Below are 24,266 nucleotides of genomic sequence, written 5' to 3'. Positions count from 1 at the left end.
GAGGCTTAAAGACCTTTCCGTCATAACTCCTTTCAACAAGCCGGGCAGAGCGGCGGCAGAAAGGAGCATCTGGACATGGTATTCGATTTCTTGCGTCGTGGATCGGCTGAGAAGGCCCCCGAGGCAAAAGCAAGCGCAGCCGGGCCGGTGGTGGCCTGGCAAACCGGTGGGCGCGTGGCCTGGAGCCCGCGCGACACCGCCTCGCTGACGCGCACGGGGTTCTCGGGCAACCCGGTGGGGTTCCGGTCGGTCAAGCTGATTGCCGAGGCCGCGGCGGCGCTGCCCCTGGTTCTGCAGGACGATGCGCAGCGGTACGAGACGCACCCGGTTCTGCGCCTGATGCGCCGTCCGAATGCGGCGCAGGGCAAGGCCGAGCTGCTGGAGGCGCTGTTCGGGCAGTTGCTGCTGTCGGGCAATGCCTATGTCGAGGCGGTGCAGGCCGAGGGCGGGCTGCCGGTCGAGCTGCACGTGCTGCGCTCGGACCGGATGAGCGTGGTGCCGGGGGCGGATGGCTGGCCCAGAGCCTATGACTATACCGCCGGGGGCAAGACGCATCGTTTCCCGGCCGAAGCCATCTGCCACATCAAGTCGTTTCATCCGCAGGATGACCATTACGGGTTCTCGCCCCTGCAGGCGGCGGCGATGGCGATCGACGTACACAACAGCGCCTCGCGCTGGTCGAAATCGCTGTTGGACAACGCTGCGCGGCCCTCTGGCGCGCTGGTGTGGAAGGGCGGCGACGGACAGGGCGTGATGGCCGAAGAACAGTTCCGCCGCCTGAGTGACGAGATCGAGGCGAACTATCGCGGGTCGCGCAATGCCGGGCGTCCGATGGTTCTGGAAGGGGGGCTGGATTGGAAGCCAATGGGCTTTTCCCCCTCGGACATGGAGTTTCAGAAGACCAAGGAAGCCGCTGCCCGCGAGATCGCGCTGGCCTTCGGTGTCCCGCCGATGCTGCTGGGGATCCTGGGTGACGCGACCTATTCGAACTATCAGGAGGCCAACCGGGCGTTCTATCGCCTGACCGTTCTGCCCCTGGTGACGCGGGTGGCGGCGGCGTTGTCGGACTGGCTGTCGGACTTTACCGGCGAGGACCTGATGCTGAAGCCCGATCTGGACCAGGTGCCGGCGCTGGCGGCGGAACGCGATGCGCAATGGGCGCGGGTGGCCAATGCCGATTTCCTGACCGATGCCGAAAAGCGTGCTCTGCTGGGCCTGCCGGCGCTGGCGGAGACGGCGGATGGCTGACACGCCGGGATATCCGCCCTTTGACTGCGCGCCGGGGCTGCGCCTGGCCGCGCATGAAAGGGTGGCCGAGATCCAGCACGCGCATCTGTGCAGGCGGCTGGATCAGATCGAGGAGATGATGGAGCGGCTGGAGCGGCGGTTGTGGCTGACGGTCTATGGCGTGGCGGCGGTGATCCTGGCGCAGGCGTTCCAGTCTTTCCTGACGGTGGCGCCATGAATTCAGCGGCTTACGAGGAGTATTTCATGAAATTGGAACGCAAGTTCGCGCGGTTCGGCGATGGGCTGTCGGTGACCGAGGACGCGGTGATCGAGGGCTATGCCAGCCTGTTCGGCCAGGTCGATCAGGGCCGCGACGTGGTGCAGAAAGGCGCCTATGCCGCGTCGCTGGCCGGGCTGAAGGCGGCCGGGCAGCGGGTCAAGATGCTGTGGCAGCACGACCCGGCCCAGCCCATCGGCGTGTGGGACGAGGTGCGCGAGGACGAGCGCGGCCTGTGGGTCAAGGGGCGGCTGCTGGAAAGCACCCAGAAGGGCCGCGAGGCGGCAGAGCTGATCCGCGCCGGTGCGCTTGACGGGCTGTCGATCGGCTATCGCACCAAGCGGGCCGTGAAGGATGACAAGGGCCGGCGGCTCTTGACGGAACTGGAGCTGTGGGAGGTGTCGCTGGTGACCTTCCCGATGCTGCCCAGTGCGCGGGTGGCGGCAAAGGGGTCGGACCTCGATGCCGAGGAAACCTGGCGCAGTATTGCCGAGGTGTTCCAGAACGCCCGGCAGGAGCTGGCGCGAACCTAGCGCGCCTCAACCCCCACCCAGAAAGGAAGTGCTGATGAGCAAGACCGAGACCGCGGCCTTGACCGGAGAGGGTGTGCCCCTGGTTCAGGAGGTGAAGCAGGCGATGGCTGGATTCGTCATCGAATTCAAGGGCCTGAAGGCTGAAGTTCAACAGAAACTGCAACAAACAGAAGAGCGACTGACCATGCTGGATCGTAAATCAACCATCGCGGCGCGCCCGCATCTTGCGGCCTCGACCCTGGAGGAAGCGCCGCACCAGAAGGCCTTTGACGCCTATGTGCGTTCGGGCGATGACGATGCCCTGCGCGGGCTGGAGATCGAGGCCAAGTCGCTGTCGACCGCCGTCAACAGCGATGGCGGCTATCTGGTCGATCCTCAGACCGCCGAGATGATCAAGTCGGTGCTGAAATCCACCGCTTCGATCCGCTCGATCGCGTCGGTCGTGAATGTCGAGGCGAATTCGTTCGACGTGCTGATCGACCACACCGATGTGGGCGCGGGCTGGGCCGATGAAACAGCGGCGGCCACCGAGACCGGCACCCCGTCGATCGACCGCATCTCGATCCCGCTGCACGAGCTGAGCGCGCTGCCCAAGGCCTCGCAGCGGTTGCTGGACGACAGCGCATTCGACGTCGAGGGCTGGCTGGCCGGCCGTATCGCCGACAAGTTTGCCCGCGCCGAGGCGGCGGCCTTTGTCAACGGTGACGGCATCGACAAGCCGAAGGGCATCCTGAGCCATCCGGCGGTGGACAACGACGTCTGGACCTGGGGCAACCTGGGCTATGTGCCCACCGGTGTCGCGGGCGGCATCGACGCGGATGCGATCGTTGACGTGGTCTATGCGCTGGGCGCGCAGTACCGCGTGAACGGCACCTTCGTGATGAACTCGAAAACCGCGGGCGTGATCCGCAAGCTGAAGGATGCCGACGGCCGCTTCCTGTGGTCGGATGGCCTGGCCGCGGGTGAGCCCGCGCGCCTGATGGGTTATCCGGTGCTGATCGCCGAGGACATGCCCGATCCGGGCACCGACAGTTTCTCGATCGCGTTCGGTGACTTCTCGGCCGGCTACACCATCGCCGAGCGCCCCGACCTGCGCGTGCTGCGCGATCCGTTCAGCGCCAAGCCGCATGTCCTGTTCTATGCCACCAAGCGCGTGGGCGGCGACATCAGCGACTTTGCCGCGATCAAGCTGGTGAAATTCGGCACCGCCTAAGTGGTGACGGATCCGGGGGGCCGGTGGGCCGGTCCCTCGGGCGGCGGGCGCGGGCCGGGGTGAGATCCCCCGCGTTGTCTAGCTGCTCCCCTCCGTCCGAGCAACGTGGGGCGGCGCGTGCCCGCCATTTTCCAAGGATGCGGCCCCCGGAGGGGTCCGAGATTGCGGAGTGAATGGATGATGTTGATCGAAGAAACCGCCATCGCGGATGCGGCGCTGCCGGTGGATCAATTCAAGGCGCATCTGCGGCTGGGCACGGGATTTGCCGAGACCGGCCTGCAGGACGACGTGTTGAAAGGGTTCCTGAGGGCGGCGATGGCCGCGATCGAGGCGCGCACGGGCAAGGTGCTGATATCGCGCAGTTTCACCTGGACCCTGAGCCGTTGGCGGAACGACGCGGGCGAGGTTTTGCCGGTCGCGCCGGTGACGAGCATCGACGCGGTGACGCTGACCGACGCGCGGGGCACCCAGCAGGTGGTGGCGCCCGGGACTTACCGCCTGGAGCGCGACAACCAGCGCCCCTGCCTGCGCCCGCTGGGGGCTTGCCTGCCCGCCAATCCCACCGGTGGAGAGGTGACCATCGCGCTGACGGCTGGGATGGCGGCGGATTGGGGCGGGCTGCCGGCGGATCTGGGGCAGGCGGTGCTGCTGCTGGCGGCGCATTACTATGAGTATCGCAACGAGACCAGCCTGAGTGACGGCTGCATGCCCTTCGGCGTGACCAGCCTGATCCAGCGCTATCGCATGGTGCGCTTCGGCGCGGGGGTGATGCAATGAGCGCTCCCCGCCTGAACCGGCAGCTGGTGCTGGAGGCCCCGGTGCGGGTGGCCGATGGCGCGGGCGGCTATGCCGAGACTTGGGCGCCTCTGGGCACGCTGTGGGCCGAGGTGACCGCCCGGACAGGCACCGAGCGCGCGGTCGCGAATGTGGCGGTCTCGCGCGTGAGTTACCGCATCGTGGTGCGTGGCGCGCCCGAGGGGTCGTCGATGCGCCCGGCACCCGATCAGAGGTTTCGCGAGGGCAATCGGCGCTTCGTGATCCGCGCGGTGGCCGAATACGACGCGGCCGGGCGCTATCTGACCTGTTTCGCGGATGAGGAGGTGGCGGCATGAGCTATGGCGTTTCGGCGGCGCTGCAGGCGGCGGTGTTCCAGCAATTGGTGGCGGATGCCCAGGTGGGCGCGCTGAGCGGCGGCGCGATCTATGACGCGGTGCCTTCGGGGACGGTTCCGCAGACCTACGTGACGCTTGGCCCCGAGGAGGTGCGCGAGGCCTCGGACAAGACGGGGCAAGGCACTTTGCATCGCTTCACGGTGTCGGTGGTGTCCGAGGCGGCCGGGTTCGGCGCGGCCAAGACGCTGGCCGGGGCCGTGTGCGACGCGCTGGACGGGGCCGCGCTGACGCTGGATCGGGGACGGCTGGTGGGGCTGTGGTTCGAGCGGGCCTCGGCCCGGCGCACCGGGACCGGCGGCGCGATCCGGCAGATCGACCTGAGATTCCGCGCCCGCGTGGAAGACAACTAAGCAATCAATGGAGAGAGCATATGGGTGCCCAGAACGGTAAGGACCTGCTGGTCAAGGTGGACATGAATGGCACAGGCCTGTTCCAGACCATCGCGGGGCTGCGTGCCACGCGGATCAGTTTCAACGCGGAAAGCGTGGATGTCACCTCGTTGGAGAGCCAAGGCGGCTGGCGCGAGCTGCTGTCGGGGGCGGGGGTCAAGTCGGCCTCGATTTCCGGATCGGGCGTGTTCAAGGACGCCGGCACGGATGAACGCGCGCGGCAGTTGTTCTTTGACGGCGAAACGCCCGCCTTTCAGGTGATCATCCCCGATTTCGGCATCGTCGAAGGACCGTTCCAAGTGACCGGGATCGAGTATGCCGGCTCGCATAATGGCGAAGCGACCTATGAGATGAGCCTGGCCAGCGCCGGTGCTCTGACCTTCGTGGCGTTGTGATGGTCAATCCGTGGGCGGGAGAAGTGGCGCTGGTGGTCGATGGCCAGCGCCGGGTGCTCAAGCTGACGCTGGGCACGTTGGCCGAGCTGGAGCAGGAGCTGGGCGCAGGGTCTTTGGTGGAACTGGTGCAGCGGTTCGAGAGCGGCGCCTATTCCAGCGGTGACGTGCTGGCGCTGATCTTGGCGGGGTTGCGCGGTGGCGGGATGGATGTGACCCGCGCCGACATGTTGCGGGCCGAGATAGAGGGCGGCCCGATGGCGGCGGCGCGGGCGGCGGCCGAGCTGCTGGCGCGGGCCTTCATGGTGCCGGGTGAGTCATGAGCGGCTTTGACTGGCCCGGCCTGATACGTGCCGGGCTGCACGAGCTGCGGCTGACGCCGGATCAGTTCTGGCGTCTGACCCCGGCCGAACTGCGGCTGATGCTGGGGCAGGGCCGCGGGATGCCGGCGATGAACCGGGCGCGGCTGGACAGGTTGCTGGCCGCCTGGCCCGACAAGATACAAGGAGAGCGTGATGACGGATCGGGACGGGTTTGACGACCTGCAGGAGCGCGGCGAGGCGCTGGGCGATGCCCTGGGCGATGCCGCCACGATGGCGGCGGCCTTCGATGCCCAGATGAAGCGGATCAGCGCCGCTTTCGAAGAGACCGGGAAGGATGTCGCCACCCTGGAGCGGGGCATGTCGAGCGGGCTGCGCAAGGCCTTCGACGGCGTGGTTCTGGACGGCATGAACCTGTCGGACGCGCTGGACGTGCTGAAGAACTCCATGATCCGCACGGCCTATTCGGCGGCGATCAAGCCGGTGACGGATCATTTCGGCGGCATGCTGGCCAATACGGTCGGCGGCCTGGTGCAGGGGCTGCTGCCCTTTGCCGACGGCGGCAGTTTCGCCCAAGGACGCGTCATGCCTTTTGCCAATGGCGGCGTGGTTACCGGGCCGACCACCTTTCCGATGCGCGGTGCGACCGGGTTGATGGGTGAGGCCGGCCCCGAGGCGATCATGCCGCTGGCGCGCGGACCCGACGGCAAGCTGGGCGTGCGCAATTCGGGCGGCGGACGGGCGGTGAACGTGGTGATGAACATCACCACGCCCGACGTGCAGGGTTTCCGCCGCAGCCAGGGCCAGATCGCGGCCCAGATGAGCCGCGCCCTGGGGCGCGGCAATCGCAACCGGTAGTTTGGGGAGCAGGACATGAATTTCCACGAAGTCAGATTTCCCGCCAGCCTGAGTTTCGGCTCGGTCGGCGGACCCGAGCGACGCACGGATATCGTGACGCTGGCCAACGGGTTCGAGGAGCGCAACACGCCCTGGGCGCATTCACGGCGGCGCTATGACGCCGGTTTGGGGATGCGGTCGCTGGACGACATCCAGACGCTGATCGCCTTTTTCGAGGCGCGCCAGGGGCAGATGTACGGGTTCCGCTGGAAGGACTGGTCGGACTACAAGTCCTGCGCCGCATCCGCCGAGGTCGACAAGGGCGACCAGGTAATCGGGCAGGGCGACGGGGTCACGACCGTGTTCCAACTGGTCAAGACCTATGCCTCGGGCGTGGCCAGCTATGTCAGGCCCATCGTCAAGCCGGTGCTCGGCACGGTCAAGGTTGGGCTGGATCAGGATGAGGCCCGAGAAGGCGTCGATTTCGAGGTGGACCTGAATAGCGGTCTGATCCAATTCGCGGTCCCGCCGGCCGAGGGGGTCGAGGTGACCGCCGGGTTCGATTTCGACGTGCCGGTGCGCTTCGACACCGACAGGATTCAGGTCAGCGTGGCCAGCTTTCAGGCAGGCGACGTACCCAATGTTCCGGTGGTGGAGGTGCGGGTCTGATGAGCGGTGACAAGCAGGCATTGCTGACCCATCTGCAGTCCGGCATGACCACGGTCTGCCGCTGTTGGGCGATTACTCGAACCGATGGCGTGTCCTTCGGGTTCACCGACCATGACCGCGAACTGGCCTTTGACGGGCTGGTGTTCAAGGCAAGCACCGGCCTCACAGCCTCGGCGATCGAACAGGCGACGGGGCTGTCGATCGACAATTCCGAGGCCATGGGGGCGCTGTCTGATGCAGCCGTGCGCGACGAGGATATCGAAGACGGCCGCTTTGACGGAGCCGATGTCCGAGCATGGCTGGTCAACTGGGCCGCGCCGGAACAGCGCATGTTGCAGTTCCGTGGCTCAATCGGCGAGCTGCGCCGCGCAGGGGGCGCGTTTCACGCCGAATTGCGCGGGCTGACCGATCTTCTGAACCGACCCTTGGGGCGGATCTACCAAAAGCCCTGTACGGCGGTTCTGGGTGACAAAGCCTGCGGCTTCGACAGGTTGACCCCCGGCTACTGGGCCGAGGCCGAGATTGCCGAGATCGACGAGGGGCCGATCCTTTGGCTGCAGGGGGCGGAGGCGTTTGAGGACGGCTGGTTCGAACGCGGCCGCGTCGATGTGTTGACTGGCCGCTCTCAGGGGCTCTGGGCCTCGGTGAAGACGGACCGGAGCATCAAGATCGGGCGGGAATTGCATCTTTGGACTGCTCTGGGCTCGGGTCTGGCCACGGGTGACCGTGTGCGGGTGCTGGCGGGCTGCGACAAGCGGATGGAGACATGTCGGTTGAAATTCAACAACGTCATAAATTTTCAAGGTTTTCCGGATCTGCCGAGCGAAGACTGGGTGATGGCGGTGCCGAAACAAGGCAACGCGAACAATGGAGGCAGCAGGCGGTGATGGTGACGGCTCAGGATATCGTGGACGAAGCGCGAGGCTGGCTGGGAACGCCCTATGTGCATCAGGCCTCGGTCAAGGGCGCAGGAACCGATTGCTTGGGATTGCTGCGCGGCGTCTGGCGATCCGCCATCGGCCACGAGCCCGAGGCGGTGCCTACCTACAGCATGGACTGGTCTGAACCGCAGGGTGAAGAGCGCATGTGGGCGGCTGCGCGGCGCAATCTGGTCGAACGTCCGCGCAACTTTCTGGCCCCTGGGTGCGTGCTGCTGTTCCGGATGCGCGATGCCGGTGTGGCCAAACACCTTGGTATCGTGAGCGAAGCGGGCGCCGTGCCACGCTTCATCCATGCCTATTCCGGACATGGCGTTGTCGAGAACACTCTGAGCGACCCCTGGCGCCGCCGGGTGGTCGCCTGCTTTGAATTTCCTTTGGAGGGCAACTGATGGCGACGATAGTTTTATCTGCGGCGGGGGCTGCGCTGGGCGGCTCCATCGGTGGAACCGTTGCAGGGTTGTCAACGGCCATCGTGGGGCGGGCAGTCGGCGCGACGCTCGGGCGGGTTATCGACCAGCGATTGATGAGCCAGTCGGTCATGGGCGCCGGAAGCGAGGTGGTCGAGTCCGGCCGGCTGGACCGGTTCAGACTTACGGAAACAGGCGAGGGCGTGCCGTTGTCCACTGTGTTCGGCCGAATGCGGGTCGGTGGGCAGGTGATCTGGGCGTCGGATTTCCTTGAGACCCGCAAAACCACGACGTCTACGCAGTCTGCTGGCGGCAAGGGAACTCCAAAACCTGCCGAAGTCACCACGACCACCCATAGCTACAGCTATTCGATATCACTGGCGATTGCTGTCGGCGTCGGAGAGATCGCGGACATCGCGCGGATATGGGCCGATGGGGAAGAGCTTGAGCGCAACAGCCTGAACATGCGGGTTTATACGGGTAGCCAGGATCAGCTGCCGGATCCCCTGATCGAAACGATCGAAGGTGACGGGACGGTTCCGGCCTATCGCGGCACAGCGTATGTGGTGATCGAAGATCTGCCGCTGGCGCAATTTGGCAATCGCGTTCCCCAGTTCTCCTTCGAGGTTGTTCGGCCGGACCAGAAATCCGCACCAGACTACGAGTTCGAATTGCAACGGATTGTCCGGGCCGTGGCCCTGATGCCTGGCACCGGGGAATACACGCTGGCCAGCACGCAGGTAAACTACTCCAAAGGGTCGGGTCAAAGCTGGGCCGCCAACGTCAATGCGCCCTCGGGCGAGCCCGATTTGGTGGCCTCGATGCGTGCCCTGAGCAAAGAACTTCCGGGCTGCAAGGCTGCGTCGCTGGTGGTCTCGTGGTTCGGAGATGACTTGCGTTGCGGCGCTTGCAGCATTCGACCCAAGGTGATCCCCCAAGACGTGGACGGCGCCAACATGCCGTGGAAAGTCTCTGGGCTAAAGCGCAAATCGGCTCAGGTCGTGCAACAGGTGGACGGGCGACCGGTCTATGGCGGTACCCCGGCCGATGCGTCGGTGGTTCAGGCCATTCAACACCTCAAGGGCTCCGGCAGCCGGGTAATGTTTTATCCTTTCATCCTGATGGATCAGATGCAGGGTAATGGTCTTCCAGACCCATGGTCGGATGCCGGCGATCAGCCGCATCTGCCGTGGCGCGGCCGGATCACGCTGGACGTGGCTCCGGGGCGTCCGGGGTCGTTGGACGGAACCGCAGGTGCGGACGCTCAGGTAGCAAGCTTTTTTGGTGCAGCCCAAGCCTCGGATTTCATCATCGGTAATGGCAGCGTGACCTATACCGGCCCGGAAGAATGGAGCATGCGCCGTTTCATTCTTCACTACGCGGCGTTGTGCAAGGCAGCAGGCGGGGTCGAGGCGTTTTGCATCGGTTCGGAAATGCGTGGTCTTACCCAGATACGCGGCGCGTCCGGGTTCGCGGCCGTCGCTCAGCTGAAGGCATTGGCGGCGGAAGCGCGGCAGATACTGGGGCCAGACACCAAGATAGGCTACGCTGCGGATTGGACAGAGTATTTCGGGTACCAGCCTGCCGACGGCAGCGGTGACCGATACTTCCATCTGGACCCACTGTGGGCAGACGAAAACATCGATTTCGTCGGGATCGACAACTACATGCCGGTCTCGGACTGGCGGGATGGCGACGATCATCGTGATGCGATGGATGGTGCCCGGTCAATCTACGACCTGGATTATTTGCGCGGCAACATCGAAGGCGGTGAAGGATACGACTGGTACTATCCAACGCCGGAGGAACAGGACGCGCAGATAAGGTATCCGATCGAGGACGGCGAACATTCAGAGCCATGGGTGTGGAGATATAAGGACATCCGCAACTGGTGGTCGAACTTGCACCACGAACGGATCGGAGGAGTGCGCCAAGCTGACCCGACCGATTGGGTTCCGGGATCAAAGCCGATCTGGTTCACGGAATTGGGCTGTGCGGCCATAGACAAGGGAACGAACCAACCCAACAAGTTTTTGGATCCGAAATCCTCGGAATCCGATCTGCCCAAATACTCAAACGGTCAACGCGACGATTTCATTCAGGTTCAGTATTTGAAGGCAGTTCTGGGATATTGGGCCGATCCGCAGATTAACCCGGTTTCGGATATCTACGATGGTCCGATGGTGGACGTTTCGAATGCCTACGTGTGGGCGTGGGACGCGAGACCTTACCCGACATTTCCGAACCTGCGTTCGCAGTGGAGCGACGGCGAAAACTACGCCCGTGGTCATTGGTTGAACGGACGTTCTGGTGCCAGGACACTGGCCTCGGTGGTGGCCGAGATTTGTCAGGCTGCAGGCGTTTCCGATTTTGATGTGTCTGCGCTGGACGGAGTTGTCCGTGGATACGTGATCGAAGATGTTTCGGACGCGCGGGCGGCCCTGCAACCGCTGATGCTGCGCTACGGATTTGATGCGATCGAGCGGGACGGTGTTCTGACATTCCGCATGAGGGCCGGGCGCCGGGCATTCGATCTGTCGCTGGATCAGGTCGCGGAAAGCCCCGAGGTCGATGGCAGGGTCCAGTACCAGCGCGAAGCCGAGGCCGAAATGGCTGGCCGCGTGCGTCTGCGCTTCGTGCAGTCGGATGCGGACCACGATGTGGTATCAGAGGAGGCCGTGCTGCCCGATGATCGGACACATTCTGTTGCCGTGAACGAAATGCCTCTGTCGATGACCCGCGCCGAAGGGAGGCAGACGGTCGAACGTTGGCTGGCCGAGGCCCGCGTCGCGCGCAACACCGCTCGGTTTGCGCTGCCGCCGTCGCAGATGCATCTGGGCGCCGGCGACATTGTTCGACTTCCATCTTGGAATGGGGGAGCCGATGCGCTGTATCGCATAGACAGGTTGGAACAGGCTGACATCCAGCTGGCGGCTGCCGTGCGGATCGAGCCCGGGGTCTATTCGCCGTCCGACATGGCGGATGATGGGTTTGTCTCACAACCCTTTGTGGCCCCAGTCCCGGTTCTTCCGATTTTTCTGGATCTGCCACTCATTACCGGCGCCGAAGAGCCGCACGCCCCTTATCTGGCCGTCACGGCCGATCCTTGGCAAGGCAGCGTCGCCGTCTATTCCTCGGACAGCGACGAGGGCTACGCGCTGCGCGATCTGGTGACAGGTCAGGCTGTGATCGGGTTCACCGAATCCGCCTTGCTGTCCGCGAGCGCAGGGGTTTGGGATGAAGGTGAGCCGCTGCGCGTGCGCCTTGTTGATGGCGTCTTGCAGTCGCGGTCGCGTGACTCGCTTTTGACAGGCGCCAACTTGGCGGCGATCGGAGACGGCACGCCCGGAAATTGGGAAGTGTTTCAATTCGCGGATGCCGTCTTGCAGGAACCCGGGGTCTATGCCTTGTCTGGCCGCCTGCGCGGCCAATTGGGTACGGACGCAGTCATGCCTGAAAGCTGGCCGGAGGGTTCTGTGTTCGTGTTGCTTGACGAGAGGGTTCTTCAGACCAGCCTGCTGCGGACCGAACGCCGAATTGCCCGGCACTACCGGATCGGGCCTGCCACCCGCGGATACGACGACGATTCCTATGTCCATAAGGTCGAGGTCTTTGATGGAAACGGTCTGCGCCCCTACGCGCCAGTTCATCTGAAGGTCGAGAGACACGGGGGCGATGACCTGTTCACCTGGGTACGCCGAACCCGGATCGACGGCGACGATTGGGACGTGCTGGACGTGCCGCTGGGCGAGGAGTCCGAGACTTATCTGATCCGGATTCGGTCAGGTGGCACCCTTGTTCGGGAAGAGATCGCCACGACGCCAAGTTGGACCTATTCCGCGGCGGCACAGTCTTCGGACGGGGTCACGGGCCTCTACGAGGTCGAGGTGGCGCAGGTTTCGGCCAGCTACGGGCCGGGCGCGGCCGCGCGGCTGAGTGTGGGGTAGGGAGACCATGCGCCCTGTTTTGCACGGCGATGTCAGTTCTGCGGCGCGGGTTTTGCTGACCGTGCCGCAAGCCCAGCGTGAGCGGCTGTGCGCGCGCATGATCGCCGAGGCCGAGTTGGCTGACCGTCACGTAACCGCGACGGGTCGTTTGCATCCTGTTTACGGGAACGGAGCATTGATGGCAGCGGCACGCAGCCGCCCGCTGGCAGATGAGCCGAGCTTTAGCGACACCGAGTATTGCCGGTGTTTCGAGGCGGTACTGCGCCAACTTATCCGGTTTCAACTCAACCGGCCGCGCAGCTGACGCACTTGCTGGCGGCCGGGTCCAGGTCCAGCCGCCTGCGCGGAATGTCGTCACCGCAATCCTCGCAATACCCGAATTCGCCCTCGGCTATCCGGTCGAGGGCGGCTCTCAGCCGTCGGGCTGCGAGATCTCGTCGCGTTTGTTGCGCCTTGGCCATGGCCTGATTCTGCAACGCATCCATTCGGCTGAGCCGCCCGACCGCCTGCTGGTCAAGCTCGACCACGGATTGAGCGTCCTGACCGGCCAGGGAATTGCGTTCCAATTCCTCCAGCCGGGACAGGATAAGTGTTTCAAATTCCCTGAGTTCGGACCGGTTCATTTTCTGTTGTGTTGCACATCAAGGGTTTGCGTTTGGCCTTTTTGGGCCTAGATGGCTATTCTAGGCGCAGCAGAGGATCAAAAGCCATGTTTGAAACGCGCACCCAAGTTACGTCAGTTGACCCCGTCTGGGACCGGATCACGGCCGAAGCACAGGCCGCCGTCGAAAAAGAGCCTTTGATGGGCGGACTGGTGCATGCCTGTATCCTGCACCACAAGTCTCTGGAACGTGCGTTGTCCTATCGGATCTCGGCCAAGCTGTGCTCGAACGAGATGTCGATGATGGTTCTGCGTGAAATCGTCGAAGAGGCATATGCCGATGACAAGGCGCTGATGAATGCAGCCCGCGCGGACCTGATGGCCGTGTACGAGCGCGACCCGGCCTGCCATCGTCTGCTGCAGCCGATCCTGTATTTCAAAGGCTACCAAGCCATGCAGGCCTATCGCGTGGCACACTGGCTGTGGCAGAAGGGCCGGCACGATCTGGCCTATTTCTTCCAGATGCGCAGTTCGGAAATCTTCGGGATCGACATTCACCCCGCCGCGAAGATCGGCAAGGGCATCATGATCGACCACGCGCATTCCATCGTGATCGGTGAAACTGCGGTCGTGGGCGACAACGTCTCGATGCTGCATTCGGTGACTCTGGGCGGGACCGGCAAGGAAGAAGAGGATCGTCATCCCAAAATCGAGGATGGCGTTCTAATCGGGGCCGGGGCCAAGGTTCTGGGCAACATCCGCGTGGGTCATTGCAGCCGCATCGCCGCCGGTTCGGTGGTGCTGCAGGATGTGCCGCCCTGCAAGACCGTAGCGGGTATCCCCGCCAAGATCGTGGGTGAGGCGGGGTGCGACCAGCCCTCGATCTCGATGGATCACATGCTGGGCAAGGATCAGTAAACCTGTTCTCAGGTTCGAAAAAAGCCGCCTCGGGGTCCGAGGCGGCTTTTTTGATTTTTGTGACTTGGATCAGGCCAGCATGACCATGGGGTTTTCGAGGTTGTCCACGATGGCTTGCAGGAGCTGTGCCCCAAGCGCGCCGTCGATCACCCGGTGATCGACCGACATGGTAACCGACATCACGGTCGCCACGGTCAGCTCCCCATCCTCACCCACGACTGGCTTCTTGGCGCCGGTGCCGACGGCCAGGATGCCCGCATGCGGCGGGTTCACGATGGCGTCGAAATTGTCGATGCCATACATGCCCAGGTTCGAAACCGCGAAGGTGCCGCCCTGATACTCATGCGGGGCCAGCTTGCGCTCGCGCGCGCGCGCGGCCAGGTCCTTCATTTCGGTCGACAGGGCCGACAGAGATTTGGTGTCGGCGTCTTGCAGGACCGGGGTGAACAGGCCGCCTTCGATCGCGACGGCTACGGCCACGTCCGAGGGTTTCAGCTGCAGCACCCGGTCGCCCGCCCAGACGGCGTTGCACTCGGGCACCTGCTGCAGCGCGTTGGCGACGGCCTTGATGATGAAGTCGTTGACGCTCAGCTTCACGCCACGGGCTTCCAGCTGCTTGTTCAACTGGCTGCGGAATTTCAGCAGCGCGTCCAGCTTGATATCGCGGCGCAGGTAGAAATGCGGGATGGTCTGCTTGGCCTCGGCCAGACGGGCGGCGATGGTCTTGCGCATGCCGTCCAACTTGACCTCCTCGTACTCGCGGCCCTCGTACATGCGAGCCACCATGTCGGCCGAGGGGCCTGCAGGAGCAGCGGCAGGGGCCGGCGCTGCGCTTGCCGAAGCAGCCGGTGCCGGTGCCGCTGCCGGAGCGGTTGCGCCTTCGACATCTGCTTTGACGATGCGGCCATGCGGGCCCGAGCCCTTGATCTGTGCCAGATCCAGACTCTTTTGGGCGGCAATGCGACGGGCCAGCGGAGAAGCAAAGATGCGACCGCCATCTGCCTTGACCGGAGCCGCAGGTGCCGAAGCGGGGGCGGGCGCCTCGGACGCCGCAGGTGCGGCGGCCTCGTTGCCCGAGTCGGCTGCGGGTGCAGCCTCGGGCGCTTTGGCGGGGGCGGCGGCGATGTCATCGGCGCTTTCGCCCTCTTCCAGCAGCACGGCGATGGGGGTGTTGACCTTGACCCCTTCGGTGCCCTCAGGAACCAGGATCTTGCCGACGATACCTTCATCGACGGCTTCGAACTCCATCGTGGCCTTGTCGGTCTCGATCTCGGCCAGCAGGTCGCCGGAGGAGACGGTGTCGCCTTCCTTGACCAGCCATTTGGCAAGCGTGCCTTCCTCCATGGTCGGCGATAGGGCGGGCATCAGAATTTCGGTGGGCATCTGTCAGTCGCTCCTTACCGATAGGTCACTTGTTTGACGGCGGCGATCACCTCGTCGGTGGTAATCAGCGCCAGCTTTTCCAGGTTCGCCGCATAGGGCATGGGCACGTCCTTGCCGGTCAGCGTGATGACGGGCGCATCTAGATAGTCGAACGCTTCCTGCATGACCACGGAACTGATGTAGCTGCCGACTGAGCCTTGCGGCCAGCCTTCCTCGACCGTGACCAGACGGTTGGTTTTCATCACCGAGTTGACGATCGCGCCAGTGTCCATCGGGCGGATGGTGCGCAGGTCGATCACCTCGGCGCTGATGCCATCCTCAGCCAGCTTGTCGGCGGCTTCCAATGCGTATTGCATACCGATCCCAAAGCTGACGATGGTCACATCGGTGCCTTCGCGCCAGATGCGGGCCTTGCCCAACGGCACGGTCAGATCATCGACCTGCGGCACATCGAACGACCGACCATAAAGGATTTCGTTTTCCAGGAACACGACCGGGTTGGGATCGCGGATCGCCGATTTCAGCAGACCTTTGGCATCGGCTGCCGAATAAGGCATCACCACCTTAAGGCCCGGGATCTGCATGTACCAGGCGGCATAGTCCTGAGAGTGCTGGGCCGCCACGCGCGCGGCGGCGCCGTTGGGGCCGCGGAACACGATCGGACAGCCCATCTGACCGCCGGACATATAAAGCGTTTTGGCAGCCGAGTTGATGATCTGGTCGATCGCCTGCATGGCGAAGTTAAAAGTCATGAACTCGACGATCGGCTTCAGGCCGCCAAAGGCGGAACCCACGGCAATGCCGGTAAAGCCATGCTCGGTGATCGGCGTGTCGATCACACGTTTTGCGCCGAATTCGTCCAGCAGGCCCTGGCTCACCTTGTAGGCGCCTTGGTATTCACCGACTTCTTCGCCCATCAGGTAGACGTCTTCGTCCGAGCGCATTTCCTCGGCCATCGCGTCGCGCAGAGCCTCGCGGACCGTCATCGATTTCATCTCGGCATCTGCTGGCCAGTCCGGCGACAGGTCCACGGTTGGCACGGCCGGTGCAGCAGGGGCAGGAGCGGGGGCCTCAACCGCCGCCGGGGCGGCTTCGGCCTCCGCTGCGGCTGCGGGGGCAGCCGCGGTCACGGCCGAGGCGTCTTCGCCCTCTTCGACCAGGATCGCGATCGGCGTGTTGACCTTCACGCCTTCGGTGCCCTCGGCAATCAGGATTTTGCCGACGATGCCTTCATCGACGGCTTCGAACTCCATCGTGGCCTTGTCGGTTTCGATCTCGGCCAGAATGTCGCCAGAGCTTACGGTGTCGCCTTCCTTGACCAGCCACTTGGCCAGTGTGCCTTCCTCCATGGTCGGCGAAAGGGCGGGCATGAGAATTTCGGTTGCCATGTCTTATTCGTCCTCTCAGGCGTAAATGTCGGTCCAGAGCTCGTCCAGCGACGGCTCGGGGCTTTCCTTGGCGAACTCGGCGGCCTGGTTGACGACCTCCTTGATTTCCTTGTCGATCGCCTTCAGGTCATCCTCGGTGGCGTGCTTGCCGGTCAGCAGCAGCTCGCGCACGTGTTCGATCGGGTCGCTCTGCTCGCGCACCTTCTGCACCTCTTCGCGGGTGCGGTACTTGGCGGGGTCCGACATCGAGTGGCCGCGATAGCGGTAGGTCTTGACCTCGAGGATGTACGGGCCCTTCCCAGCCCGGCAGTGCGCCACGGCCTTTTCACCGGCCTCTTTCACCGCCAGAACGTCCATGCCGTTGACGATTTCGCCGGGAATGCCGAACGCCTCGCCGCGGTGATAGATGTCCTTGGTCGAGGTTGAGCGCGATTGCGCCGTGCCCATCGCGTACTGGTTGTTCTCGATCACGAAGACCACCGGCAATTGCCAAATGGCCGCCATGTTGAAGGTTTCATAGACTTGACCCTGGTTCGCTGCGCCGTCACCGAAATAGGTAAAGGTCACGCGGCCGTTGTCTTTGTACTTGTCTGCAAAGGCCAGGCCTGCACCCAGCGGAACCTGTGCGCCGACGATGCCATGGCCACCATAGAAATGCTTTTCTTTCGAGAACATGTGCATCGAGCCGCCCTTGCCCTTGGACAAGCCGCCTTCGCGTCCGGTCAATTCAGCCATGACGCCGCCCGGATCCATCCCGCAGGCCAGCATATGGCCGTGGTCGCGGTAGGAGGTGATGCGCTTGTCGCCATCCTCGGCCGCAGCTTCGAGCCCCACGACGACGGCTTCCTGACCGATGTAAAGGTGGCAAAAACCGCCGATCAGACCCATGCCGTACAGTTGACCTGCCTTTTCCTCGAATCGGCGGATCAACAGCATCTCGCGGTAGTAGGTTTTGAGTTCTTCCGCAGAAACATTTGGTTTCTTTGTGGTTTTTCGCGCAGCCATCGTGGCGACCTCTCCCTTCCGGCAAGATAGTTTAGCGTTAAACTATCTCATAAAGCATTTCGCGCTTTCTGGCGAGCGGAAATGTGACGCAGCGTCCTGGACGGGGTGGGGGTATCTGTTTCTACCCGATATCCGGCAGGTTTTCGCCTTTTGGTTCGCCCTATGCACGGTTAGTATGCTTCCATTAGCAGGCAATTTTGAACAGGCGCCGGAGACAGATTGGCATGATGATCCTCAGAGAGCCGAAGCTGGTTTTCATCAAAACGAAGAAAACCGCCGGATCATCCATCGAAATTGCACTGAGCGCGAAACTGCAGGACGGAGATTTCGCAACACCGTTCGGCAAGGAAGCCGAACTTCAACGTCCGGGGAAGCAATACATCGTCCGCCGGTCGGTCCAGCTTTTGCGGGAAAGAGCCAAAGGCGAAGTGCAGGCTCGGTATCCCCACAATGGGATCGGTGTGGTCAATCGGTATCTGTCTGATATTGCGGAGGGCTGCAGCAGCATTTGCGTTGAGAGAAACCCTTGGGACAAGGCTGTCTCAGCGTTCTATTTCTGGATGCATCAGCGCGGAACACAGATCAACGACGCAAATGCACTGTTCCTGAGCTTTTGCAGGACTCGCCTGAAGTTCTTCTCTGACTTCCGTCTTTATTCTGAGGGCGGGGAGATCGCGGTTGATCGGGTGTTGCGATACGAAAGCCTGGACAGCGATTTGGCGCAGGTGCTGGATGACTTCGGCCTTGGCGATGTCAGTCTCGGCGACAAGCGTTTGAATTCCGGCATTCGGAAATCAAAGCAGTTCGATGTCTTCTACGGTGAAAACTGGGACGGCGAAGCCGTGGACCTGGTGGCTGACCTGTTCCGAAGGGAAATCGATGCTTTCGGGTATAAGTTGCCAACTGCAGAGGAACCCGGGGCGGTCGGGCAAACAGCTAGTTAGCGGATGACGATTTCATCAGCCCGGATCATTCCCAAAACGGTTCGGGCCTGCTGATCCAGCAGGTCGAGATCCAGGTAGGTGTCTGAAAGGCGTCGGGTCAGGTTTTCCATCCGAGCGATGTCGGCGTTCAGCGCCGCAAGGTCGCGTGACAGAGCGTCCCGTTCCGCTGAAATCTCGATCCGTCGGAACAGGCCGTAGTCGCCCTGAACGGCAGCAAAGGTGAAATAGACACCCAGCATGAAAGCCACCGAGAAGAATGCGACTGCGCCCAGACCGGGCCGATTGGAACGGGACACTCTGTTAACCGCCGTATGAATACTGCCTCAAAAAAACGTGCCCTTTGCGGGCATCTGTCGGCACTATGTCACAGGTGATTCGGGTTGTGAATCCCCCGATTCGCACTTTTTGCAATTCGACGAAAAAAGTGATGCTCGTAGAGCCATGACCACGTAGGTATCCGCTCAACGCAAAGCGGTCAGTTCCCTATTTCGCTTCAGGGTCTGTTCTTCCATGCAGGACCAATAGAACATTTGCGCGGCACTGCCATCGCTTTTGAATTCGGGGTCACAAGTTGCATCCCTGCGTTTCAACCAAGTACGCTGTTCGTTCAACAAAGCCTCGCCGTTTCCGCGCCTGTCCGCCGCTGATTTGACCTCTTTCCAGAGGCGGTTCAGTTCTTTATCAGCGATTTCCCATTTCTCTTTGGCACAGAAAGTGGCGTCGATCTGAGTTTGCCCGGCGCAATGGGACTGCGCGCCAGAAACACTGGGCAGGAGGATAACTGCAAACGTGGCAACGGCTTTCATGGCCCATCTCCCGGTCTGTGGGAGAATACCATGAATGCCGATCGCCAACTAGAATGGGGTTATTGGGCCAGCGCTGCCACACCTGGCAGGGTTTTGCCTTCCATCCATTCCAGGAACGCACCGCCGGCGGTCGAGATGTAGGTGAAATCCTGCGCGGCACCCGACGCATTGAGGGCTGCAACCGTGTCGCCGCCACCGGCGACCGAAACCAGTTTGCCCGCCCGCGTCAGTTCTGCGGCTTTCAATGCAGCGGCATTTGTCGCCGCGTCGAAGGGTTCCAGTTCGAATGCCCCCAATGGGCCGTTCCAGATCAGAGTCTTGCTCTGTTCGAAGATGTTGCAGATCGCGGCGACGCTGTCCGGCCCGGCGTCCAGTATCATCGATTCTGCGGGGCACTTGTTCGCTGGGACGACCTTGTGTGGGGCGTGTGCTTCGAATTTCTCGGCAACGACAACATCGCTGGGCAGGACGATCCGGCAGCCTGCCTCGTCTGCTTTTGCCATGATTTCGGCTGCAGTATCGGTCATCGCGTGCTCGGCCAACGATTTGCCAACGTCCAGCCCTTTGGCCAGCAGAAAGGTGTTGGCCATGCCGCCGCCGATGATCAGGTTGTCGACCTTCTCGATCAGGTTGCCCAGCAGATCCAGCTTGGTTGATACCTTGGCCCCACCGACCACAGCGGTCACAGGACGCTGAGGGTTGCCCAGAGCGGCTTCGAGTGCGCTGAGCTCTGCCTGCATCAGGCGCCCGGCGCAGGAGGGCAGAAGGCGCGCCAGAGCCTCGGTCGAACTGTGCGCCCGATGAGCCGCCGAGAAGGCGTCATTGCAGTAGATGTCTCCCATCTTGGCCATACCTTCGGCCAGGGTCATGCTGTTCTGGGTCTCTTCGGCGTGAAAGCGGGTGTTCTCCAGCAGCAAGACCTCGCCGTCGCCTTGGTTTGCGGCAGCGATTTCAGCCTCGTATCCGACGCAATCCTCTCCGAAACGGACCTTCGTGCCAAAGGCGGCTTCCAGTGTGGGCACCAGCTGTTTCAGCGACAGGTTCTGCCGACGTTCACCGCCGGGCCGGCCGAAATGGGCCAGTAGGATGGGTTTGCCGCCAGCGGCCAGAATGTCGCGGACCGTGGGCACGATCCGCTGGACCCGGGTGTCATCGGTCACGGCGCCATCCAGAACCGGGACGTTGATGTCCACGCGCACAAGAACGCGTTTGCCCTGCAAATCCATGTCGTCCAGAGTTTTCCAGCCCATCGTTTCATCCTCGCCGTTGTCACCACGCGTAAGCGGTTCTTTTCCTGCATTTTGCCCTCAGGTCAATGCGTCACTTGGCTTTCGCGCGTCTGGCGCATAGGTATTTGCGCAAATCAATTCCACAGGAGGGCCCCATGGCCGAGATCAAGGATCCCGAAAACACCATCATCATCGAGCTGAAGGACGGCAACGTCGTCATCGAGCTGCTGCCGGACGTGGCGCCTCAGCACAGCGAGCGCATGAAGGAACTGGCGCGCGCGGGCGAGTATGACAACGTGGCCTTTCACCGGGTGATCGACGGCTTTATGGCCCAGACCGGCGACGTGCAGCACGGCGACATGGAAGACGGATTCAACATCCGCATGGCAGGCACCGGCGGGTCGTCGTTGCCGAACCTTCCGGCCGAGTTTTCCAAGCTGCCGCATGACCGGGGCACCCTCGGTGCCGCTCGTTCGGCCAACCCGAACTCGGCCAACTCGCAGTTCTTCATCAACTTCAAGGACAACCATTTCCTGAACGGCCAATACACGGTCTATGGCCGCGTGATCGAGGGGATGGAGCATGTCGATGCCATCACCCGCGGCGAGCCGCCTGCGAACCCCGACCGCATGATCAGCGTCAAGGTGGCCGCCGATGTATAAGCTGGCCGCCGCCTTTGCCCTGTTGTCCAGCCCCGCGCTGGCCGCAGGCCTGCAGATCGAAGTCGAGGGCGAGGCCAACGGCACGATCACCATCGACCTGTTCGAAGACGTCGCGCCCAAGCATATCGAGCAGATCACCGCTCTGGCCGCCGAAGGCAAGTATGACGGGGTGGTGTTCCACCGCGTGATCGAGGGGTTCATGGCACAGACTGGGGACGTGGAATACGGTAAACTGGGCAGCGACATGCGTCGCGCCGGTACCGGCGGTTCAAACCGTCCGGACCTGCCAGCCGAGTTTTCCGAAGTTCCGTACGAGCGCGGCATCGTCGGAATGGCTCGCGCCAGCAATCCAAACAGCGCAAATTCGCAGTTCTTCATCATGTTCGAACCGGCCCCGACCTTGAATGGCCAGTACACGGTGGTGGGCAAGGTGACCGACGGCATGGACGTTGTTGATGCGATCAAGCGCGGCACAGGCCCGAACGGCGCGGTGGTCGGCCAACCGGACGTCATGACCAAGGTGACCGTCACCGAATGATCCCTAGACCCGGCGCGGACTGCGCGCCGGGTTGTCCGCGCACGGCGCTTCACCTCCCTGTGTAAGGGGCTTGGCCCGACCGCACGGCCTGAGGCACGATGGCAGGTATCCAAAGGTGCCTCATGCGAAGCCGTCTGTTTGCCCTTCTGCTGTTCTGCGCAACCGCGGTGTCCGCGGACCCGAGCCTGTGGCGCGACGAATGGCCCAAAACCGATTTTTCGGTCACCTCGATCGGTGACTGGTCTGAGGTCCGGTCCGGCGGACCGCCGAAAGACGGTATCCCGGCCATCGACAAGCCCGAGTTTGTCCCGGTTTCAGCGAAAACCGGGCTGGGTATGACCGAGGCCGTGATCACGGTTGAACTGCCCGGTAAGCGCCCGCGCGCCTATCCGCTTCGATATCTGATCTGGCATGAGATCGTGAATGATCGCATCGGAAACCGCCCAGTCGCGGTTACATATTGCCCATTGTGCAATTCGGGGCTGGTGTTTGATCGGCGTATCCCGGGACGGTTGCTCAGTTTTGGCGTGTCCGGCAAGTTGCGAAATTCGGACATGATCATGTATGACCGCGAAACCGAAAGCTGGTGGCAGCAAGCCACAGGCGAAGCGATCGTGGGCCAGTTGACCGGTGCTCAGTTGACAGCGCTGCCAGCGTGGATGGAAGGGTGGGACCAGTTCCGCAAGCGCAATCCCGACGGTCTGGTAATGGCCGAGCCGAATTTTGCGCGGGACTACGGGCGCAACCCCTATCGCGGTTATGACAGCGCGCGCAGACCGTTCTTGTATGACGGCGCGCTGCCTCCGCATGGTATTCAACCGCTCGAACGGGTGGTGCGTGTCGGAGAGCGGGCCTGGCCGCTGACGCGATTGCGTGCGGCTGGGCGATTGTCAGAAGCAGGCGTTGTCATCGTTTGGTCGGCGGGGCAAGCCTCGGCTCTGGACGCCGGGCGCGTCGACAAGGGACGCGACATAGGATCGATCCGCGTCACGGATGGTGCCGGACGGGATGTCGTGCATGATGTGATGTTCGCCTTTGCCTTCCACGCCTTCTGGCCCGACGGTATCTGGATGACAGGGCGCTGACACGCGCGTCGCGCGATCAATTCACCTGTCTGGCAACGCTCCGGGTCCAGCCGCTCAGGCCGCGTCGGATGCGGGCCAGAAGACCGTATTCGTTCACGTGTTTTTTGTAGGCTCGGTAGGACGGCGCGCGTGACAGGCAGCGCTCTTCGTGCCAGGCCCGTGCGAAATAGATCAGGTTCACGCCCAGCAGGGCCAGACAGTTGGCCAGACCTGCCCAGAAGTCGACCGCGATGAACGGGATCGAAATCATCCACCAGGTGATGTTCTTGCTGATGTAGGACGGGTGTTTGCTGATGTTGTAGGGAAAGTCGCAGGCCAGCCCGCGATAGGTCAGGTTCGAGAACCGCAGACCCATCCGTGCGGCGGTCAGGCAATAGACCGCCAGGAAGAACAGGATGGTGCCGCCCCACAATCCGTAGAGGACAGGGTAATCCCACAGCCAGACACCCCAGGCGAACCCATCCTCGACATAGTTGAAATAGCTGCGCGACAGCAGTTGCCAGAACGGGGCATAGCAGATCACGCAGACCAGCCATCCGCTCACGGTCGTCTCGGTCCAGCGGATATGAGAGGTCAGAAGCCGGGTGGCAGTGGCATAGCCAATGGTGACGATCGTCAGGTCCAGAAAGAAGGCAAAGCGGTAGAGATATGCATAGACCTGCTGAAAGTCCTGCGCATCCCACAGCGAACGGGTCTGCAGAAAGCTCCAGTCATAGACCAGATAGCAGAACATCAGTGGCAGAAAGAACCCTTTGACGCCCAGCCCAAGAAGAAAGGATTTCAACTCGCGGGCTCCGGTGGATTGGCGACCAAAAGACAAAACCACACGTCCCAGATGCCACATGCCGTCGCGCGGATGTCGCATCGAGAAATGAACCGCCGTGACAACGGAAAGGACAACCGCAAGGATCAGATGCCAGTAGTCGGCAAACAGCGAAAAGAACGGCTGATACCATTCATCCCGGTAGAGGTCGGCAGTGGAGTAGAACAGCGCAAGAAGCGCAAGACTGGTCGCCAGACCAATAAGTTTGATCCAGAAATCAGCCAGATACGCCGGGTCCTTGAAGTTTTCCGGGTTGTAGACCAAGCCGCTGCCCGGCTTGCGATGAATTCGCGCTATGAAAATCTCGGATAGGGCCAGAATGGCAAAGATCGTCAGAGCGAACAGAACAGTCTGATCCCGATCAGAGACCGCGCCGAGGTCTGGCCAGAAATAATGAACCAGCGGAATACTGGCCATCGCAATCCAGGCGGTGGATGCGGGAATTGCGGAAGCGGGGCGCCGGAACTTTGGCCAGGAAATCATGATCAGGTCTTTCACAGAGTTCTGCGAATTCTGGCGGTTCGTTCCGGAAATTCAACCACCCTGATCCGACCGGTCGA

General features: G+C 62.6%; 29 protein-coding genes. 21 read left to right on the top strand and 8 right to left on the bottom strand.

Annotated elements, in window-relative coordinates; translation table 11 throughout:
• The first annotated feature begins 75 nt into the window (after nucleotides 1-75).
• The 16 genes from ACR0NY_RS04455 (at nucleotide 76) to ACR0NY_RS04380 (ending at nucleotide 12,628) form a co-directional block, all read left to right on the top strand.
• Nucleotides 76-1,248: a phage portal protein gene (locus tag ACR0NY_RS04455; protein WP_170368639.1), complete on the top strand. Its 1,173-nt coding sequence runs from the start codon at nucleotides 76-78 to the stop codon at nucleotides 1,246-1,248.
• Entirely contained in the window at nucleotides 1,241-1,465 is a 225-nt protein-coding gene (locus tag ACR0NY_RS04450) for a GTA head formation protein, RCAP_rcc01685 family (RefSeq protein WP_093962401.1), read from the top strand. Before ACR0NY_RS04455 ends, ACR0NY_RS04450 begins: the two co-directional genes overlap by 8 nt.
• A gap of 26 nt (nucleotides 1,466-1,491) precedes the next feature.
• Nucleotides 1,492-2,037 carry an HK97 family phage prohead protease gene (locus ACR0NY_RS04445; protein ID WP_170368638.1) on the top strand — a complete coding sequence of 182 codons (546 nt, stop codon included), beginning with the start codon at nucleotides 1,492-1,494 and terminating at the stop codon, nucleotides 2,035-2,037.
• Between the two features lie 34 nt (nucleotides 2,038-2,071).
• Nucleotides 2,072-3,250 (top strand): phage major capsid protein, encoded by a 1,179-nt coding sequence (locus ACR0NY_RS04440; RefSeq protein ID WP_170368637.1) that lies wholly within the window; start codon nucleotides 2,072-2,074, stop codon nucleotides 3,248-3,250.
• Between the two features lie 177 nt (nucleotides 3,251-3,427).
• Nucleotides 3,428-4,027: a head-tail connector protein gene (locus tag ACR0NY_RS04435; RefSeq protein WP_170338091.1), complete on the top strand. Its 600-nt coding sequence runs from the start codon at nucleotides 3,428-3,430 to the stop codon at nucleotides 4,025-4,027.
• Entirely contained in the window at nucleotides 4,024-4,362 is a 339-nt protein-coding gene (locus tag ACR0NY_RS04430; RefSeq protein WP_170338093.1) for a phage head closure protein, read from the top strand. Before ACR0NY_RS04435 ends, ACR0NY_RS04430 begins: the two co-directional genes overlap by 4 nt.
• A complete protein-coding gene (locus ACR0NY_RS04425) occupies nucleotides 4,359-4,772 on the top strand; it encodes a DUF3168 domain-containing protein (protein ID WP_170338095.1) in 414 nt (137 codons plus the stop codon). The genes ACR0NY_RS04430 and ACR0NY_RS04425 overlap by 4 nt, the downstream gene beginning before the upstream one ends.
• 20 nt (nucleotides 4,773-4,792) lie before the next feature.
• A complete protein-coding gene (locus ACR0NY_RS04420; RefSeq protein ID WP_170338097.1) occupies nucleotides 4,793-5,206 on the top strand; it encodes a phage major tail protein, TP901-1 family in 414 nt (137 codons plus the stop codon).
• Nucleotides 5,206-5,526, top strand: coding sequence for a gene transfer agent family protein (locus ACR0NY_RS04415; RefSeq protein WP_170338098.1), 321 nt, complete (start codon nucleotides 5,206-5,208; stop codon nucleotides 5,524-5,526). The genes ACR0NY_RS04420 and ACR0NY_RS04415 overlap by 1 nt, the downstream gene beginning before the upstream one ends.
• Entirely contained in the window at nucleotides 5,523-5,741 is a 219-nt protein-coding gene (locus tag ACR0NY_RS04410; RefSeq protein WP_170338100.1) for a rcc01693 family protein, read from the top strand. The genes ACR0NY_RS04415 and ACR0NY_RS04410 overlap by 4 nt, the downstream gene beginning before the upstream one ends.
• A complete protein-coding gene (locus tag ACR0NY_RS04405) occupies nucleotides 5,719-6,381 on the top strand; it encodes a phage tail tape measure protein (RefSeq protein ID WP_005982489.1) in 663 nt (220 codons plus the stop codon). Before ACR0NY_RS04410 ends, ACR0NY_RS04405 begins: the two co-directional genes overlap by 23 nt.
• A 15-nt stretch (nucleotides 6,382-6,396) precedes the next feature.
• Nucleotides 6,397-7,029 (top strand): DUF2460 domain-containing protein, encoded by a 633-nt coding sequence (locus tag ACR0NY_RS04400; RefSeq protein ID WP_170368636.1) that lies wholly within the window; start codon nucleotides 6,397-6,399, stop codon nucleotides 7,027-7,029.
• Nucleotides 7,029-7,916: a DUF2163 domain-containing protein gene (locus ACR0NY_RS04395; protein WP_170368635.1), complete on the top strand. Its 888-nt coding sequence runs from the start codon at nucleotides 7,029-7,031 to the stop codon at nucleotides 7,914-7,916. Before ACR0NY_RS04400 ends, ACR0NY_RS04395 begins: the two co-directional genes overlap by 1 nt.
• A complete protein-coding gene (locus tag ACR0NY_RS04390; RefSeq protein WP_170368634.1) occupies nucleotides 7,916-8,359 on the top strand; it encodes a C40 family peptidase in 444 nt (147 codons plus the stop codon). The genes ACR0NY_RS04395 and ACR0NY_RS04390 overlap by 1 nt, the downstream gene beginning before the upstream one ends.
• Nucleotides 8,359-12,324: a baseplate multidomain protein megatron gene (locus ACR0NY_RS04385; protein WP_170368633.1), complete on the top strand. Its 3,966-nt coding sequence runs from the start codon at nucleotides 8,359-8,361 to the stop codon at nucleotides 12,322-12,324. Before ACR0NY_RS04390 ends, ACR0NY_RS04385 begins: the two co-directional genes overlap by 1 nt.
• 7 nt (nucleotides 12,325-12,331) lie before the next feature.
• Entirely contained in the window at nucleotides 12,332-12,628 is a 297-nt protein-coding gene (locus tag ACR0NY_RS04380) for a DUF7742 family protein (RefSeq protein ID WP_170368632.1), read from the top strand.
• Here ACR0NY_RS04380 and ACR0NY_RS04375 read toward each other — a convergent pair.
• Nucleotides 12,609-12,947 carry a TraR/DksA family transcriptional regulator gene (locus ACR0NY_RS04375; protein ID WP_170338108.1) on the bottom strand — a complete coding sequence of 113 codons (339 nt, stop codon included), beginning with the start codon at nucleotides 12,945-12,947 and terminating at the stop codon, nucleotides 12,609-12,611. The genes ACR0NY_RS04380 and ACR0NY_RS04375 overlap by 20 nt on opposite strands.
• Nucleotides 12,948-13,033: 86 nt before the next feature.
• On the opposite strand from ACR0NY_RS04375, the gene cysE reads away from it, so the two are divergent.
• Nucleotides 13,034-13,843, top strand: a complete 810-nt coding sequence (gene cysE, locus ACR0NY_RS04370) for a serine O-acetyltransferase (RefSeq protein ID WP_093962389.1) — start codon at nucleotides 13,034-13,036, stop codon at nucleotides 13,841-13,843.
• A 69-nt stretch (nucleotides 13,844-13,912) separates the two neighbouring features.
• Here cysE and ACR0NY_RS04365 read toward each other — a convergent pair whose 3' ends face one another.
• The 3 genes from ACR0NY_RS04365 to pdhA are packed head-to-tail and all read right to left on the bottom strand — an operon-like array spanning nucleotide 13,913 to nucleotide 17,619.
• Nucleotides 13,913-15,226, bottom strand: coding sequence for a pyruvate dehydrogenase complex dihydrolipoamide acetyltransferase (locus ACR0NY_RS04365; RefSeq protein WP_170368631.1), 1,314 nt, complete (start codon nucleotides 15,224-15,226; stop codon nucleotides 13,913-13,915).
• Nucleotides 15,227-15,240: 14 nt separating this feature from the next.
• On the bottom strand, nucleotides 15,241-16,614 hold the full coding sequence (locus ACR0NY_RS04360) for a pyruvate dehydrogenase complex E1 component subunit beta (protein ID WP_170368630.1): 1,374 nt from the start codon (nucleotides 16,612-16,614) through the stop codon (nucleotides 15,241-15,243).
• Between the two features lie 15 nt (nucleotides 16,615-16,629).
• Nucleotides 16,630-17,619: a pyruvate dehydrogenase (acetyl-transferring) E1 component subunit alpha gene (pdhA, locus tag ACR0NY_RS04355; protein ID WP_093962386.1), complete on the bottom strand. Its 990-nt coding sequence runs from the start codon at nucleotides 17,617-17,619 to the stop codon at nucleotides 16,630-16,632.
• 224 nt (nucleotides 17,620-17,843) lie between these two features.
• Between pdhA and ACR0NY_RS04350 the strand changes: the two genes are divergently transcribed.
• Complete coding sequence (locus tag ACR0NY_RS04350; protein WP_170358790.1) at nucleotides 17,844-18,563, top strand: hypothetical protein; 720 nt, start codon at nucleotides 17,844-17,846, stop codon at nucleotides 18,561-18,563.
• Here the strand turns inward: ACR0NY_RS04350 and ACR0NY_RS04345 are convergent.
• From ACR0NY_RS04345 to ACR0NY_RS04335, 3 genes are all read right to left on the bottom strand, one after another.
• On the bottom strand, nucleotides 18,560-18,859 hold the full coding sequence (locus tag ACR0NY_RS04345) for an FtsB family cell division protein (RefSeq protein ID WP_170338112.1): 300 nt from the start codon (nucleotides 18,857-18,859) through the stop codon (nucleotides 18,560-18,562). The two genes, ACR0NY_RS04350 and ACR0NY_RS04345, sit on opposite strands and share 4 nt — an antisense overlap.
• Before the next feature lie 165 nt (nucleotides 18,860-19,024).
• A complete protein-coding gene (locus ACR0NY_RS04340) occupies nucleotides 19,025-19,369 on the bottom strand; it encodes a lysozyme inhibitor LprI family protein (protein WP_170358791.1) in 345 nt (114 codons plus the stop codon).
• 59 nt (nucleotides 19,370-19,428) lie between these two features.
• Nucleotides 19,429-20,619: a phosphoglycerate kinase gene (locus ACR0NY_RS04335; protein WP_170368629.1), complete on the bottom strand. Its 1,191-nt coding sequence runs from the start codon at nucleotides 20,617-20,619 to the stop codon at nucleotides 19,429-19,431.
• Nucleotides 20,620-20,753: 134 nt separating this feature from the next.
• Here ACR0NY_RS04335 and ACR0NY_RS04330 point away from each other — a divergent pair, with 134 nt between their 5' ends.
• The 3 genes from ACR0NY_RS04330 to ACR0NY_RS04320 all read left to right on the top strand — a co-directional run bounded on the left by ACR0NY_RS04330 (nucleotide 20,754) and on the right by ACR0NY_RS04320 (nucleotide 22,883).
• On the top strand, nucleotides 20,754-21,260 hold the full coding sequence (locus ACR0NY_RS04330; protein WP_093962382.1) for a peptidylprolyl isomerase: 507 nt from the start codon (nucleotides 20,754-20,756) through the stop codon (nucleotides 21,258-21,260).
• The gene (locus tag ACR0NY_RS04325) at nucleotides 21,253-21,798 is read left to right on the top strand and encodes a peptidylprolyl isomerase (RefSeq protein ID WP_170368628.1); all 546 of its coding nucleotides are present in this window, start codon (nucleotides 21,253-21,255) and stop codon (nucleotides 21,796-21,798) included. The genes ACR0NY_RS04330 and ACR0NY_RS04325 overlap by 8 nt, the downstream gene beginning before the upstream one ends.
• A 122-nt stretch (nucleotides 21,799-21,920) precedes the next feature.
• Nucleotides 21,921-22,883, top strand: coding sequence for a DUF3179 domain-containing protein (locus ACR0NY_RS04320; protein ID WP_170368627.1), 963 nt, complete (start codon nucleotides 21,921-21,923; stop codon nucleotides 22,881-22,883).
• 16 nt (nucleotides 22,884-22,899) lie between these two features.
• Here ACR0NY_RS04320 and ACR0NY_RS04315 read toward each other — a convergent pair whose 3' ends face one another.
• Nucleotides 22,900-24,204 carry a hypothetical protein gene (locus ACR0NY_RS04315; protein ID WP_480771280.1) on the bottom strand — a complete coding sequence of 435 codons (1,305 nt, stop codon included), beginning with the start codon at nucleotides 24,202-24,204 and terminating at the stop codon, nucleotides 22,900-22,902.
• Nucleotides 24,205-24,266 lie beyond the last annotated feature (62 nt).

The organism is Ruegeria sp. BJ5 (genome assembly GCF_056537865.1).
Note: the sequence above shows the minus strand (reverse complement) of the source record. Positions and strands in the feature narration are given on the sequence as shown.

Bases quoted from the DNA above. Each gene is read 5' to 3' on its own strand.
- ACR0NY_RS04360 (WP_170368630.1), bottom strand. From the start codon at position 16,614: ATGGCAACCGAAATTCTCATGCCCGCCCTTTCGCCGACCATGGAGGAA.
- ACR0NY_RS04330 (WP_093962382.1), top strand. From the start codon at position 20,754: ATGGCCGAGATCAAGGATCCCGAAAACACCATCATCATCGAGCTGAAG.
- ACR0NY_RS04450 (WP_093962401.1), top strand. From the start codon at position 1,241: ATGGCTGACACGCCGGGATATCCGCCCTTTGACTGCGCGCCGGGGCTG.
- ACR0NY_RS04365 (WP_170368631.1), bottom strand. From the start codon at position 15,226: ATGCCCACCGAAATTCTGATGCCCGCCCTATCGCCGACCATGGAGGAA.
- ACR0NY_RS04375 (WP_170338108.1), bottom strand. From the start codon at position 12,947: ATGAACCGGTCCGAACTCAGGGAATTTGAAACACTTATCCTGTCCCGG.
- ACR0NY_RS04430 (WP_170338093.1), top strand. From the start codon at position 4,024: ATGAGCGCTCCCCGCCTGAACCGGCAGCTGGTGCTGGAGGCCCCGGTG.
- ACR0NY_RS04425 (WP_170338095.1), top strand. From the start codon at position 4,359: ATGAGCTATGGCGTTTCGGCGGCGCTGCAGGCGGCGGTGTTCCAGCAA.
- ACR0NY_RS04335 (WP_170368629.1), bottom strand. From the start codon at position 20,619: ATGGGCTGGAAAACTCTGGACGACATGGATTTGCAGGGCAAACGCGTT.
- ACR0NY_RS04455 (WP_170368639.1), top strand. From the start codon at position 76: ATGGTATTCGATTTCTTGCGTCGTGGATCGGCTGAGAAGGCCCCCGAG.
- ACR0NY_RS04445 (WP_170368638.1), top strand. From the start codon at position 1,492: ATGAAATTGGAACGCAAGTTCGCGCGGTTCGGCGATGGGCTGTCGGTG.
- ACR0NY_RS04320 (WP_170368627.1), top strand. From the start codon at position 21,921: ATGCGAAGCCGTCTGTTTGCCCTTCTGCTGTTCTGCGCAACCGCGGTG.
- cysE (WP_093962389.1), top strand. From the start codon at position 13,034: ATGTTTGAAACGCGCACCCAAGTTACGTCAGTTGACCCCGTCTGGGAC.
- ACR0NY_RS04385 (WP_170368633.1), top strand. From the start codon at position 8,359: ATGGCGACGATAGTTTTATCTGCGGCGGGGGCTGCGCTGGGCGGCTCC.
- ACR0NY_RS04395 (WP_170368635.1), top strand. From the start codon at position 7,029: ATGAGCGGTGACAAGCAGGCATTGCTGACCCATCTGCAGTCCGGCATG.
- ACR0NY_RS04400 (WP_170368636.1), top strand. From the start codon at position 6,397: ATGAATTTCCACGAAGTCAGATTTCCCGCCAGCCTGAGTTTCGGCTCG.
- ACR0NY_RS04390 (WP_170368634.1), top strand. From the start codon at position 7,916: ATGGTGACGGCTCAGGATATCGTGGACGAAGCGCGAGGCTGGCTGGGA.
- ACR0NY_RS04380 (WP_170368632.1), top strand. From the start codon at position 12,332: ATGCGCCCTGTTTTGCACGGCGATGTCAGTTCTGCGGCGCGGGTTTTG.
- ACR0NY_RS04440 (WP_170368637.1), top strand. From the start codon at position 2,072: ATGAGCAAGACCGAGACCGCGGCCTTGACCGGAGAGGGTGTGCCCCTG.
- ACR0NY_RS04435 (WP_170338091.1), top strand. From the start codon at position 3,428: ATGATGTTGATCGAAGAAACCGCCATCGCGGATGCGGCGCTGCCGGTG.
- ACR0NY_RS04415 (WP_170338098.1), top strand. From the start codon at position 5,206: ATGGTCAATCCGTGGGCGGGAGAAGTGGCGCTGGTGGTCGATGGCCAG.
- pdhA (WP_093962386.1), bottom strand. From the start codon at position 17,619: ATGGCTGCGCGAAAAACCACAAAGAAACCAAATGTTTCTGCGGAAGAA.
- ACR0NY_RS04325 (WP_170368628.1), top strand. From the start codon at position 21,253: ATGTATAAGCTGGCCGCCGCCTTTGCCCTGTTGTCCAGCCCCGCGCTG.
- ACR0NY_RS04410 (WP_170338100.1), top strand. From the start codon at position 5,523: ATGAGCGGCTTTGACTGGCCCGGCCTGATACGTGCCGGGCTGCACGAG.
- ACR0NY_RS04340 (WP_170358791.1), bottom strand. From the start codon at position 19,369: ATGAAAGCCGTTGCCACGTTTGCAGTTATCCTCCTGCCCAGTGTTTCT.
- ACR0NY_RS04405 (WP_005982489.1), top strand. From the start codon at position 5,719: ATGACGGATCGGGACGGGTTTGACGACCTGCAGGAGCGCGGCGAGGCG.
- ACR0NY_RS04350 (WP_170358790.1), top strand. From the start codon at position 17,844: ATGATGATCCTCAGAGAGCCGAAGCTGGTTTTCATCAAAACGAAGAAA.
- ACR0NY_RS04420 (WP_170338097.1), top strand. From the start codon at position 4,793: ATGGGTGCCCAGAACGGTAAGGACCTGCTGGTCAAGGTGGACATGAAT.